The sequence below is a fragment of the Xylophilus sp. ASV27 genome, assembly GCF_016428875.1.
Taxonomy (GTDB): Bacteria; Pseudomonadota; Gammaproteobacteria; order Burkholderiales; family Burkholderiaceae_C; genus Xylophilus.
Genome location: NZ_JAELTO010000032.1, coordinates 26,816 through 39,858, shown reverse-complemented (window position 1 = coordinate 39,858; position 13,043 = coordinate 26,816). Strand labels below are relative to the sequence as shown.

The window sequence follows — 13,043 nt, the reverse complement described above, 5'->3', positions numbered from 1 at the left end:
CCGAACAGGACAGTGAAACGACTCAGCGCCGATGATAGTGCGGGTTCCCGTGTGAAAGTAGGTCATCGTCAGGCTCTTACAGCCCTCAAAACCCCCTCTGCATCACAGCAGCGGGGGTTTTGTTTTTTGGAATCCGGAACGTTCGGCTTATATCGGTTCGGATGTACGCTCCATGACATGCCGCGAGTCGCGTAGAACCGAAAGGGGATAATTCGTCATGACCTTCCTGGCTATCGACGTGGGAAATACCCGCCTGAAGTGGGCCCAGTACGAGTCACCCCGCCGAGGGGCCAGACTTCTGTCGCACGGCGCAGAATTTCTGGAGAATATCGACCATTTGGGTGAGCGGGTGTGGCCGCAGCTTGTCGTACCTGAGCACATGTATGGCTGCATCGTCGCGGGAGAGGGTGTCAAGAGGCGCGTTGAAGAGCAGATGGAGTTGTGGGATGTTCACCCCCAATGGGTCGTCCCGACGACGGAAGCTGGAGGGGTGACCAATGGCTATGATCATCCTTCGCGCCTGGGGGCGGATCGCTGGGTCGCCATGGTCGGGGCCCGGGATCGGATCTTGCGGTTGCCGGTGCCTAAACCGGTCGTCGTGGTGATGGTCGGCACGGCGGTGACCGTGGATGCGCTCGACTCCGGCGGCCGTTTCCTAGGAGGATTGATCTTGCCGGGGCACGGCATCATGCTGCGGGCCTTGGAGTCGGGAACTGCGGGCTTGCATGTTCCTACTGGTGAAGTCCATATGTTTCCTACCAATACGAGTGATGCACTTACCAGTGGTGGGACCTATGCCATTGCGGGTGCGGTAGATCGCATGGTCCGGCATCTCCGCACTCACACAGGAGAAGAACCCGTCTGTGTCATGAGCGGCGGCGCAGGCTGGAAGATGGCGCCGCACATGGCGCACGCGTTTGAGTTGGTGGACAACCTGATATTGGAAGGTCTGCTGGCCATGGCCGAAGAGCGATTTGCAACGCATCGCTGAGCCACGCCAGCGCTGAAACTACTGGAAGGCTTTCATGATCATCGTGACAGGCGGCGCCGGCTTCATCGGCGCGAATTTCGTACTGGACTGGCTGGCTCTGAATGATGAGCCAGTCCTCAATCTGGACAAGCTCACCTATGCCGGCAACCTGGAAAATCTCGCCTCGATTGAGCAGGATGCGAGGCATGTTTTCGTGCACGGGGATATCGCCGACGCTCCGCTGCTGGCCCACTTGTTTGCGCAGCATCGTCCACGTGCGGTGGTCAATTTCGCCGCCGAATCCCATGTGGATCGATCCATCAAAGGACCGGAGGCGTTCGTCCAAACCAACGTCGTTGGCACCTTGCATCTGTTGGAGGCCTCGCGCGCATACTGGAGTTCTCTCGAGAAAGAGGAGCAGCAGGCTTTCCGCTTCCTGCACGTTTCAACCGACGAGGTCTATGGCTCACTGGAGCCCGGCGAGCCCGCGTTCACTGAGCAACATCCCTTCGAGCCGAACAGCCCATACTCCGCAAGCAAGGCAGCAAGCGACCATCTGGTGCGGGCTTGGCACCATACCTATGGCTTGCCGGTGCTGACGACCAATTGTTCCAACAACTACGGGCCGTATCATTTCCCGGAAAAGCTCATTCCGCTGATGATCATCAATGCGCTTGCGGGCAAGCCATTGCCGATCTACGGGGATGGCCAACAGATCCGCGACTGGCTCTATGTCAGGGATCATTGCAGCGCCATTCGCCAGGTGCTGGAGCGCGGCAGCGTTGGGGAAACCTACAACATAGGCGGATGGAACGAGCAGACCAACCTGGACATCGTTGGCCAGATATGCGGCCTGCTGGATGAGTGGCGCCCCTTACCGGATGGCCGCAGCTACCGGCAGCAGATCGTCTTCGTCAAGGACCGGCCAGGCCACGACCGTCGCTACGCCATTGACGCGCGCAAGCTGGAGCATGAACTGGGATGGAAGCCTGCAGAGACCTTTGCATCGGGACTTCGCAAGACCGTTGCATGGTATCTGGAGCATCCGGATTGGGTGGCCAATGTCCAGAGCGGCGCTTATCGCACGTGGATGCAAACGCAGTATGCGGAGACGGCGCTTGCCTGACCCGAAACCTATGAAGATTCTGCTTTTCGGGAAAGACGGGCAACTCGGATGGGAGCTGCAGCGCAGCCTTGCCGTGTTGGGGAACGTGGTAGCCGTGGGAAGAGACACCCCGGGACTGGCGGGTGATTTCTCACGCCCCGCAGACCTTGTCGATACGGTTCTGGCCGTGCGGCCCGATGTAGTCGTCAATGCCGCCGCCTACACAGCGGTTGACCAGGCCGAGCGCGAGCCTGACCTGGCATATACCGTCAATACCACCGCGCCGGCAGTCCTTGCGCAGACGGCGCAGCGCATCGGCGCCTGGCTGGTCCACTATTCCACCGACTACGTCTTCGATGGCCGTGGCCGGACGCCTTTTGCCGAAGCCGATGCGACAGCGCCTTTGAATGTGTATGGCCGCACCAAGCTTGAAGGCGAGCAGCAGGTGCAGCATACCAATCCACGCCACCTGATCTTGCGGACCAGTTGGGTATACGCCGCACGCGGCAGCAATTTCGCCAGGACCATGCTGCGGCTGGCACAGGAGCGAACCGAGCTGAAGGTGGTGGATGACCAGATAGGCGCGCCTACGGGCGCCGATCTGCTGGCGGACGCGACCGCCCAGGCCCTCCGGCAGGTGGTCGCGCAGCCCGATGGCTTGGCGCACGCGGGCCTGTACCATCTGGCAGCGGGCGGCGAAGCCTCCTGGTTCGACTATGCACGCCTGGTTCTGCAGCAAGCCCAAAGCCGGGGTTGTCGGCTGCAGGTCCAGCCGGACGACATCGAGCGCGTGCCGTCCAGCGCGTTTCCCACTGCGGCTCAACGCCCGCACAACTCGCGCCTCGATACGCGCAAATTCAGAAAAACCTTCGGATTGGAACTGCCTGAGTGGCAGTCCGGTGTCAGGCGAATGGTGGAGGAAATCCTGTGAAGGCACATGCATGACTCAGCGCAAGGGCATCATCCTTGCAGGCGGCTCCGGTACGCGCCTGCACCCGGCAACGCTGGCGATCAGCAAGCAACTGCTGCCGGTCTATGACAAACCCATGATCTATTACCCGCTGTGTACGCTCATGCTGGCGGGTATTCGCGACATTCTGGTGATCAGCACGCCGCAGGACACTCCCCGTTTCCAGCAGCTGCTGGGTGACGGCTCCCAATGGGGGCTGAGCCTTCAGTACGCAGTACAGCCCAGCCCCGATGGGCTGGCGCAGGCCTTCATTATCGGAGAGTCGTTTCTTCAAGGTGCGCCCAGCGCGCTGGTGCTCGGCGACAACATCTTCTACGGCCATGACCTTGGCCCGATGCTGGCCCATGCCGACGCGCAGGCCGAAGGCGCAACGGTGTTTGCCTACCATGTCCAAGACCCGGAACGCTATGGCGTCGTGGCCTTTGATGGCGCTGGCAAAGCCATGAGCATCGAGGAAAAGCCTGCTCGCCCTTTGAGCAGCTATGCCGTGACCGGTCTTTATTTTTACGACAGCGATGTGGTCGACGTCGCCAAGGCGGTGCGCCCCAGTGCCCGTGGCGAACTGGAGATCACCGCCGTGAACCAGGCCTATCTGGCACGCGGAACACTGCAGGTGCAGATCATGAAGCGAGGCTATGCCTGGCTCGATACCGGCACGCACGACAGCTTGCTCGAGGCTGGCCAGTTCATTGCCACACTGGAGCATCGGCAAGGACTCAAGATCGCCTGCCCCGAGGAAATCGCCTGGCGCCACGGCTTCATCAGTGACGCACAACTGGAGCGCCTGGCCGCTCCCTTGCGCAAGAGCGGCTACGGCATGTACCTGAGCCGCCTGCTTCAGGACGGACAGAAGGTACACGCGTGAACATCGTTCCTACTTCTTTGCCGGAGGTCCTGTTGCTCGAGCCTCGTCTATTTGGCGATGCGCGCGGCTTTTTCTTCGAGAGCTACAACGAGAGCCTGTTCCAGGCCGCGACTGGCCTGAACGTGAGGTTTGTACAGGACAACCACTCGCGTTCTGCCAGGGGAGTGCTGCGCGGCCTGCACTACCAGATACGGCAGCCCCAGGGCAAGCTGGTGCGGGTGGTGCGTGGTGCGGTCTTCGACGTGGCGGTGGATCTGCGCCGATCCTCTCCTCACTTCGGGAAGTGGGTCGGCTATGAACTGAGCGAGGACAATCACAGGCAATTGTGGGTGCCGCCCGGATTTGCGCATGGCTTCCTGGTACTCAGCGAATCGGCTGAATTCCTCTACAAGACCACCGATTACTATGCCCCGGCGCATGAGCGGTGCATTGCATGGGATGATCCTTCCCTTGGCATCCAGTGGCCGGCCGGAACGTCTCCTCGGCTTTCTGCGAAGGATGCGGCAGGCGTGAAGTTCGAGCTCGCGGAAGTCTACCCATGAGGCCCGCACCGTCGCACGCTTCGTGACTGCACGTGACACCGCTTGATGCCCGAATCTCAGCCGCCTTGAACAGCATGAACGCCGAAGAAACCCTGAGCATGGAACCCCGTCTGGACGTCCTGTCGGAGACGCCCGAGCCGCGCATCGGCGAGCTGTTGGTGCGGGCTGGCAAACTTACGCCACGGGATCTGGAGCGCGCACTTGGCGCGCAAGAGGAAATGGGCAGCCTGCTGGGCCGCGTGCTGGTCAGGCTGGGGCTGGTGTCCGAAGTGGACGTCGTGCGCACGCTGTCCGCGCAACTGAACATACCGGTCGTGCCTGCGGAGGAGTTTCCCGCCGTGCAGCCGGAAGTCGAAGGACTTCTGCCCGAGTTTCTGGCCGCCAATGGCGTGTACCCCTTGCGGCTGGAGGACGGCCGGCTCGACGTGGTCATGGCCGTGCCGCAAGACGCCTTTGTGGTGAAAGCCCTGCATCTTGCTACCGGCTTGCAGATTCGGCCGTTCCTGGGCATAGAGAGCGAAATCGAGAAGGCCCTGGCGCAACCGGTCGAAGGGGCGGGAGGCGAGGAGGGCGACGGTCTTTCCGACGATTCCGATTCCGGCGACTTCGTCGAACACCTGAAAGACCTGGCCAGCGAGGCTCCGGTGATCCGGCTGGTCAACGCCATCATCGGCCGGGTGATCGAACTGCGCGCATCCGATATCCATCTGGAGCCTTTCGACGACGGGCTGCACGTGCGCTACCGCGTGGATGGCGTGATCCATACCGCAGAGATTGTCCCGCCCAAGCACAGTGCGGCAGTCAATTCCCGCGTCAAACTGCTGGCGCATCTGGATATCGCCGAGCGACGCCTGCCGCAGGACGGGCGTGTCAGGACGCGGGTCAAGGGGCGCGAACTGGATCTGCGCGTCTCCACGGTTCCCACCGTGCACGGCGAAAGTGTGGTGATGCGGGTGCTGGATCGGGCCAGTGTTCGCTTCAGCCTGGAGAAGATGGGGTTTGCCTCCGACACCCTGAGCCGCTTCAATGGATTGTTGGCACGGCCCCACGGCATCTTGCTGGTGACGGGGCCAACGGGCTCGGGCAAGACCACGACGCTTTACGCGGCGCTCTCCAAGCTCGACGCCGACGCGCAGAAGATCATCACGGTCGAGGAGCCTGTCGAATACCAACTGGAGGGCATCAACCAGATCCAGGTGCACCCGCAGATCGGCCTGACCTTCGCGAGTGCGTTGCGTTCCATCCTGCGGCAGGATCCGGACATCATCATGATCGGCGAAATGCGCGACGGCGAAACCGCGCAGATCGCGGTGCAGTCGGCACTCACCGGCCACCTGGTGCTTTCCACCCTGCACACCAATACCGCCGCAGGCGCCGTGATCCGCATGAAGGACATGGGCGTGGAAAGCTATCTCATCACCTCGTCGGTCAATGGCGTGCTGGCGCAGCGCCTGGTGCGTACGCTTTGCACCCACTGCAAGGAACCCTACATTCCCTCCGCTGAATTGCTGAGGACTTCCGGGCTTGGGCGCTTCCATGATGCGGCGCAGCCCATTTACCAGGCGCGCGGATGCGAGCATTGCCGCGGCGGCGGCTACCAGGGGCGCACCGGCATACACGAATTGTTCGTCATCGACGAGCCGATGCGCCGCGCCATCCTGGACGGCAAGGACGCCAGCGCCTTGAACGATATTGCTGCACAAACCGGCATGTTGTCGCTCTATCAGGACGGACTGCGCAAGGTATCCGCTGGCGTCACGACGCTGGATGAGCTGATGCGCGTGACGCAGGACCAGGGCGATGCCTGATTTCGCATGGCGCGCCGCCCAGGCAGCAGGACAGGTCGTGCAGGGGCACATCACCGCGGACACGCCCGCGCACGCCATGAAACTGCTGCGGGAGCGCGGGCTGACACCTCTGAAGATCGAGGATGCCGCCCCCGGCGCCGCGACGCAGCCCGCACTCGCCGCAGGCTCCAGCCGCAAGCCGCGGGCGTCGCAAGGGCCGGTCAACCAGGCGGACATCCTGGCGCTCACGTCCGAACTGTCCATCATGCTCAAGGCTGGCTTGGCGCTGGACAGCGCGCTGCGCGTGCTGATCGAAATGAGCCACAAGCCCTCGGTCGCTGCCATGTTGCAGCAGACGCTGGAGGACGTCAAACGCGGGACGCCGTTCAGCCGCGCGCTATCGCGCAATCGCGAACTGTTCGGCGACTTCTACATCAACATGGTGCGCTCCGGCGAGGCCAGTGGGCAACTGTCATCGGTGCTGGCGCGCCTGGTCGAGCACATGGACCGCCTGCGCGCCCTGCGCGAAAGCGTCATTTCCGCCACCATTTACCCTGCCATCCTGCTGGCCGTCGCAGTCATCTCCCTGGTGGTGATGCTCGGGTTCGTCGTGCCGCAGTTCGAGAAACTGTTCCAGGACATGGGCGACGCACTTCCCATGCCGACGCGGATCGTGATGCACTTGGGGCATGCCTTTTCCGACTATGGCCTGGTGATGGCCATGGTGGCAGCACTGCTGGTGTGGTTCGTGGCCCGGTGGCTCAGGTCCCCCGCAGGGCGCGCCTGGTGGCAGGCACGCCTGCTCAAGGTGCCGGTCATTGGCCGCCTGATGTGGAAGTACGAACTCACGCTTTTCTCCCGCTCTCTGGGAACGCTGCTGGGCAATGGCGTGCCCATGCTGGCCGCGCTGCGCATCGCCACCGAGACGGTCAGCAATACGGTGCTGAGAAAGCCGTTGGAGCAGGTTGCCCCGATGGTCAAGGATGGCGGCAAGCTGGTCACGGCGGTGGCGGCAACCAGGATCTTCGAACCGCTCGCGATCAACCTGATCCGCGTCGGGGAAGAGACGGGGCGCGTCGGCCCCATGATGCTGGAGTTGGCCAATATTCTCAATCGCGAAGTCGAGACAGGTATCAAGCGCGCGCTGACACTGGTCGAACCCGTGCTCATCCTGGTGCTGGGTTTCCTGATCGCGACCATCATCGTGTCCATCCTGATGGGCATTCTGTCGATCAACGACCTCGCGGTATGATCTTTTGCTACTGAAGGAACTGGAATGGTGAGTATTCACACACGTCGTATCCGCCGCGCTTCGCGCGGTTTCACACTGATCGAGTTGTTGGTGGTGTTGGCCATTCTGACCATGCTGGCAGGCCTGGTTGGGCCGCGCGTGCTGGGGATGCTGGGCGGTGCGAAGTCCAAGACCGCCGCGGTGCAGATTGCGGATATCGAGAAGGGGCTGGACCTGTTCAAGCTCGATGTCGGCCGCTATCCCACCACCGAGGAAGGGCTCAACGCATTGGCGGCCAAGCCCGGCTCCGCCAATGGTTGGGCAGGGCCCTATCTGAAGGGCGGAGTTCCTTCCGATCCCTGGGGACATCCGTACAAGTATGCAAATCCTGGTGCCAATGGCGGCATCGACATCATCTCCTTCGGTGCCGATGGCGCCCCCGGTGGCGATGGCGAAAACGCCGACATCCAGAACAAGCAGTAAGACTGCCGTACTCGCATGAGGCGGCCGCGGGGGTTCACCCTGGTCGAGCTCTTGGTCGTCTTCGCCATTGCCGCACTCATCGTCGGCATTGCCCCGCTGGCGTTCCAGCGTCTGCGCGAATCGGCCGAGTACCGGGATACGCTGCGCGCCATCGTTTCGGAGATGCGGCTGGCACGCTGGCGTGCCATGTCCAGCGGGGCCGAAACCCGGTTCAGCGTAGACCTCCGGCAGCGCTGGTACGGCCTGGACGGCGCCCCGCGGCATGCCTTGGCGCCGGCGCTGACCTTGCGCGCCACGGTCGCCAGCCAGGAACTGGATAGCAGTGGTCTGGCATCGATTCGCTTCCTGCCGGGCGGTGGCGCCAGCGGCGGCAGTATCGACCTGCTCCGCGCTTCGGGTGCCGGGGTGCGCTTGCGTGTGGATTGGCTGACCGGCCGCGTGGAGCAGGAGCCGATTGCGCCGTGAGTGCTGCATATCCCGTCCGACCTCAGCGGGGGTTTTCGCTGTTGGAGATGCTGGTCGCCTTTTCCATCATGGCGTTCTCGCTCGCCATGATCTACCGCGTCAGCGGCGGCTCCGCGCGCAACGCAGGGGAGCTTGAACACTACCAGCACGCAGCCCTGCTCGCGGAATCGGTGCTCAATCTGCGCGACGCGGTTCCACCTGCCGGCTGGAACGATCAGGGCGAATCCGCAGGCTACCGATGGCAGGTGCGCAGCGCTCCCTATCCCACCGACGTGAACGGCCCGGCCGCGCCGCCACTGTATGAGGTTGCCGTGAGCATTACATGGTTGGAAGGCGGGACCGAGAAGCGCTATGACCTCGCAACCCTGCGGCCTCAGGCGCGCCCGCTGCCCGGGGGGCGTCAGCCATGAGCCTGATTCGTCAGCCCTCAACCGCACCCTTTCGCTCCAGGGGATTCACGCTCGTGGAGATTCTGGTGGCCATCACCCTGCTGGCCATCGTCATGCTCGCCCTGGGGGCGGCCATGCGCGGCATGGTGCAGACCGAGTCGAGAGTGTCCGATCGCCTGACCCGCCTGGATGATTTCCGCACGGGCACGGGCTTTCTGAGGGCAGTCCTGGGTCGTGTCTATGCCAAGAAGAGTCTCGCCATCCAGACCGAGGGCCAGAACACCTTCGTGTTCCAGGGGGCGCCCGGGGGGGTCGCATGGATCGGCGTGATGCCTCCCAGGTACGGCGCCGGGGGGCGTTATTTCTTTCGCCTCGCGGCCGAGTCCGTCGCCGGCCGCTCGGCACTGGTCATCCGCTTCATGCCCTGGAAGGATGCCCCGGGCTTCCCCGACTGGTCCGGCGCAGATTCGCGGGTATTGGTCGATGATCTGACGGCTTTCTCCATCCTCTATGAGGACGACATGACCGATGGGCCGCGCTGGAGCGCTTCCTGGTCCATTCCAGACCGTCTGCCTGCACGCGTCAACATTCGCGTCTCCACCACCACCAGCGCCTGGCCCGATCTGGTGCTGCCGCTGCGGCAGTTTGGCGGGCGCCCTATCGGCAGCGGCGGCGCGGTGATCGGGGGCACAACCTCATGAGCATGCGCCTCGTACGACGGCCGCGAATGCGTGATGCGGGAATGGCGCTTGTTGCCGTCCTCTGGATCGTGGCGGCCCTCAGCCTGATGCTGACCGGCATGACGCGCTCGGTCCGGCAGGAGGTGCGTTCCGCGACGAGCGCACGCCAGGCGGTCGAGGGCCGTGCCGCAGCCGAAGCCGCCATCAATCTGGTATTGCAGCAGATGGCGGCGAAGCCCGGCGCCGTGAATCGTCTGATGTCGATCGACGTGGCATTTCGTGGCGTGTCCACGACGGTACAAGTGTTCCCAATGAACGGTCTGATCGATCTGAACAGCGCTCAGCCCCCTTTGCTGGAGGCGCTGTTTGCCGTGGCTGGCGGTATGCCGCCTGCAGCCGCGGCCGCGGGAGCGCAGGCGGTCGTGCAGTGGCGCACGCAGCGTGATTCCGGGGGGCGTACGTTTGGTTTCGACGCACCCGAGGATCTCATGCTTGTGCCGGGCTTTACGTATGACGTCTATGCTAGGATCGCGCAGCTTGTGGCGGCAGGTCAGACATCGGGTGGCGCTGTCAATCCTCTGTGCGCTCCGGACGGGGTTTTGCTGGTTCTGGCAAAAGGCAACGCGCAGGTGGCCGAGCGCATAGCGGCCGCACGGCGAACAGATGCCGTGGGGGTTGACTTGACGCAGCTCGAGGCATCTTTCATCGGCAGCGCAGTCTCGCGCGCTTACCGCCTGATTGCGAATGTCCCCCTGCCGGATGGCGCCAGCATGCGCTTCACCCAGGACGTCACTTTTCAAGCCGGGCCACAAAGCGAACTTCCATGGCGCATTTTGCAGAGCGGCGGTGTTGTCGCGTTGCCGCCTGGTGCAACTGATCGGCAATGACGCTTCTATCCAATGACTTTCGGCTGTTTGGTGTGGATCTGCGCTCTGGAGTGCAGGGCCTCGCCACGCTATGGGGCCAAGTGCTGCAGGGCCCCCCTTTTGTCTGGTTGACCGAGCCGGCAGCGGTGCGCGTCCTCCGCGCCAATGGCAATGTGGAGACTTGGCGCAACGGTAGCTTGGTCGCGCCCGGGCAGGAAAAGTCGCCTTCTGGTCAGGCGCGCTTCGCGGCCGTCGAAATTCCCGATTCCATTGTCCTGCGCCACGCCACGACCATGCCTGCCATGCCGCAGGCGCAAGTCGCGGATGCCCTGGCGCTGGAAGTCCAGAGCATCAGTCCTTTTGCCGCAGGCAGTCTCGTGTGGGGATGGCGCCTGCGGCCTGGCAGCGGGCCCAGGCTCCAGGTCGAGGCAGCGTTGGCCTCGCGTGCCCATGCCGAGCGGCTGTTGCCTCCTGCGGCTCAGGCCCTGGGCGTAGAGGCCAGCCAACTGGAGGTCTGGGTGATGCCCGCCCAGCCCGAGCCAGCCGCTGCGCCCATCGTGCTGCAAGGGTTTGGCGAAGGAGCGCGGGCGCGTGATGGGCAACGTCGGCAACGCCGGACATATGCCTTCCTCGCGATAGGCATTTGCCTACTCGGCGTAATTGCCGTAACTCCGACGCTCCAGTTATGGATGCGGGCGCGCGATGCAGCCGCTTCCTTTTCCGAAGTCCAGCAGCGGACGCGGCCGGTGGTCGAGCTACGGGAACAGTTTGTCCGCTCGTCGGCCAGACTCAAGGCGCTGGAGTCCGCCGTGGGCGAGAGCGCGGCGCCCTTGCGCGTCCTGGAGATTCTCACCAACGCCGTCCCGGACGACACGTTCATACAGACCCTGCAGATCGAAGGGCTCAAGATTTCACTGAGCGGCATGACCGAGAACTCGGCGGCCTTGATGAGCCGCCTGGGCAGCACTTCGGGCATACGCGAACTCAAGGCCTCACAGGCCGCCACCCGGCAGCCGGGCGCTGCAAAGGAATCGTTCGGCGTGGAGTTCGTTCTGGACATACCGGGCGTGATCCCGCGCACGGCCGTGGCCCAGGCCGAAACGGCCGCCCCGGCTCCCGCTCCCGCTCCAGTCCCTGCGGCGCCCGCGCCAGTATTGGACAGCCAGCAGACAAACGCCGCTCCCGCGCCGGCACCTTTCAGCCCGCCGCTCTTGCCTGCCGCCCCAGGAAAACCCGCCTATCCGCCCCTTGCGCCAGCCGAGCAGCCGCCCGCGACTGGACTGGCCAGCAACGACGCATCCGAAGCGCCGGCATCCAACCCCCTGAGCCGTGCCACCATCGGCGGCCGCGCGCCACGGCCCCCGGCGCCCGCGCCCAATCCTTGAGAGACGGGAATGACCTTGTACCTCCGCCGCCAGGATCGCGTGGCCCTTGCCTGTCTGGGGCTGCTGTTGTTGCTGCCCGTTGCCGTGGGCGTTTACTTTGTTGCGTCCAAGCATGTCGAGTTTGCGGGGCGCATAGAGCAGATCGAGCCGCGCTACGCGCGACTGCTGGGGCTTGAGGCCGCCAAGCCAAAGCTCGAGGCTGCGCAGGCATCGGTTCGTGCCACGCTGGAGAAGTTCACCTACCCCGCGGCCCAGGACGCCACCCAGGCCGGCAACGATGCACAGCAGAAGATCCGCGCGGTGCTGACCGCCGCGAAGCTCGACATCAGCAGCAGCCAGGTGCTCGCGCCCAAGGCGGATGGGGACATGGAGCGCATCCCGATCAGCGTGAGGGCCGAGGGGGATTTGCTGGCACTGCAGGCTGCGCTGGTCGGCCTGGGCAGCCAGACGCCGGCCATTCTCATCGACCGCATGAACATTCAGGCCAGCAGCTACCAACGCCCTGAGGCCAGCCGTTTGATGGTGCAGTTCTCTTTCTACGTACTGCGAGCCCGGTCATGAGCACAGGCTTTACCCTGAAAGCGCGCACCGCGGCACCCCGCGTGCTGGTCCTGCTGCCGCTCGTGCTGCTGCTCGTCATCGCCGCCCTGTGGGTCGGCCCGTCCGGCACACTCCGCAATATCCACTGGGAGCCGCCGCAGGCGCTCGTGCCAGACATCGCCGACGGTAGTTCTTCGGCACTGGACGCTTCCCGCAGCATCGATCCCAGCCAGTTCGTGGCCATCCTGGAGCGGCCCCTTTTCTCCCCGACGCGCAAGCCGCCACCGCCCAAGATCGTGGAGAAGGTCGAGCCGCCACCGCCACCAGACCCGCTGGACAAGGTCCGCATTCTGGGTGTCTTCTCGAGCGCGGCAGGCGGAGGCGCGATCGCCGACCAGGAGGGCAAGGCCCGCCGCATCCTAGTCAACGACATGATTGGTGCGTGGACGCTCGCCTCCATCGGCAGCCGCGACGTCACCTTCAAGCGCGGAGCCGAGACCCGCGTGCTGAGCCTGGTACGGCCCAAGCCTGCGCCTCAAGGGCCGGCCACGTTCGTGCAGGGAGGGGTTCCGCGTGGGGCGATGGCGCCCGCGCCTGCCGCTCCGGCCCCAGCGGGAGGGCCGCCGCGCGCCTCGGGACTTCCCATTCCCATGCCGGACGGATCATTCCGTCTCGCACCCTGAATGCTGGCAGGCACCGTCGCATGAAGCTCTCCACTCACAGGGCATGTCGCGCCCTGCACGCCACGGAGGCTGTGGTCTTTCG

The 13,043-nt window shown here is 64.0% G+C and carries 15 protein-coding genes; all 15 read left to right on the top strand.

Features of this window, described 5'->3' with window-relative positions; all coding sequences use genetic code 11:
- Positions 1-217: 217 nt before the first annotated feature.
- Positions 218-991, top strand: a complete 774-nt coding sequence (locus JHD63_RS09095; RefSeq protein ID WP_198970430.1) for a type III pantothenate kinase — start codon at positions 218-220, stop codon at positions 989-991.
- Between the two features lie 34 nt (positions 992-1,025).
- Entirely contained in the window at positions 1,026-2,096 is a 1,071-nt protein-coding gene (rfbB, locus tag JHD63_RS09090) for a dTDP-glucose 4,6-dehydratase (RefSeq protein WP_198970429.1), read from the top strand.
- Between the two features lie 10 nt (positions 2,097-2,106).
- Positions 2,107-3,006 (top strand): dTDP-4-dehydrorhamnose reductase, encoded by a 900-nt coding sequence (gene rfbD / locus JHD63_RS09085; protein ID WP_198970428.1) that lies wholly within the window; start codon positions 2,107-2,109, stop codon positions 3,004-3,006.
- A gap of 10 nt (positions 3,007-3,016) precedes the next feature.
- On the top strand, positions 3,017-3,910 hold the full coding sequence (gene rfbA, locus JHD63_RS09080; RefSeq protein WP_198970427.1) for a glucose-1-phosphate thymidylyltransferase RfbA: 894 nt from the start codon (positions 3,017-3,019) through the stop codon (positions 3,908-3,910).
- The gene (gene rfbC, locus JHD63_RS09075; RefSeq protein WP_198970426.1) at positions 3,907-4,452 is read left to right on the top strand and encodes a dTDP-4-dehydrorhamnose 3,5-epimerase; all 546 of its coding nucleotides are present in this window, start codon (positions 3,907-3,909) and stop codon (positions 4,450-4,452) included. Before rfbA ends, rfbC begins: the two co-directional genes overlap by 4 nt.
- Positions 4,453-4,550: 98 nt before the next feature.
- Positions 4,551-6,260 (top strand): GspE/PulE family protein, encoded by a 1,710-nt coding sequence (locus JHD63_RS09070; protein WP_198970433.1) that lies wholly within the window; start codon positions 4,551-4,553, stop codon positions 6,258-6,260.
- Complete coding sequence (locus JHD63_RS09065; protein ID WP_198970425.1) at positions 6,253-7,491, top strand: type II secretion system F family protein; 1,239 nt, start codon at positions 6,253-6,255, stop codon at positions 7,489-7,491. Before JHD63_RS09070 ends, JHD63_RS09065 begins: the two co-directional genes overlap by 8 nt.
- A gap of 24 nt (positions 7,492-7,515) precedes the next feature.
- A complete protein-coding gene (gene gspG, locus JHD63_RS09060) occupies positions 7,516-7,953 on the top strand; it encodes a type II secretion system major pseudopilin GspG (RefSeq protein WP_198970424.1) in 438 nt (145 codons plus the stop codon).
- Positions 7,954-7,968: 15 nt separating this feature from the next.
- Positions 7,969-8,418, top strand: coding sequence for a GspH/FimT family pseudopilin (locus JHD63_RS09055; RefSeq protein WP_198970423.1), 450 nt, complete (start codon positions 7,969-7,971; stop codon positions 8,416-8,418).
- Positions 8,415-8,828, top strand: coding sequence for a type IV pilus modification PilV family protein (locus JHD63_RS09050; protein ID WP_370590440.1), 414 nt, complete (start codon positions 8,415-8,417; stop codon positions 8,826-8,828). Before JHD63_RS09055 ends, JHD63_RS09050 begins: the two co-directional genes overlap by 4 nt.
- Positions 8,825-9,508, top strand: coding sequence for a prepilin-type N-terminal cleavage/methylation domain-containing protein (locus tag JHD63_RS09045; protein WP_198970421.1), 684 nt, complete (start codon positions 8,825-8,827; stop codon positions 9,506-9,508). Before JHD63_RS09050 ends, JHD63_RS09045 begins: the two co-directional genes overlap by 4 nt.
- Positions 9,505-10,374: a general secretion pathway protein GspK gene (locus JHD63_RS09040; RefSeq protein WP_198970420.1), complete on the top strand. Its 870-nt coding sequence runs from the start codon at positions 9,505-9,507 to the stop codon at positions 10,372-10,374. The genes JHD63_RS09045 and JHD63_RS09040 overlap by 4 nt, the downstream gene beginning before the upstream one ends.
- The gene (locus JHD63_RS09035) at positions 10,371-11,738 is read left to right on the top strand and encodes a PilN domain-containing protein (protein WP_198970419.1); all 1,368 of its coding nucleotides are present in this window, start codon (positions 10,371-10,373) and stop codon (positions 11,736-11,738) included. Before JHD63_RS09040 ends, JHD63_RS09035 begins: the two co-directional genes overlap by 4 nt.
- 9 nt (positions 11,739-11,747) lie before the next feature.
- Positions 11,748-12,299, top strand: coding sequence for a type II secretion system protein GspM (gene gspM, locus JHD63_RS09030; protein ID WP_198970418.1), 552 nt, complete (start codon positions 11,748-11,750; stop codon positions 12,297-12,299).
- Positions 12,296-12,961, top strand: coding sequence for a hypothetical protein (locus JHD63_RS09025; RefSeq protein WP_198970417.1), 666 nt, complete (start codon positions 12,296-12,298; stop codon positions 12,959-12,961). Before gspM ends, JHD63_RS09025 begins: the two co-directional genes overlap by 4 nt.
- The last annotated feature ends 82 nt before the right edge of the window (positions 12,962-13,043 follow it).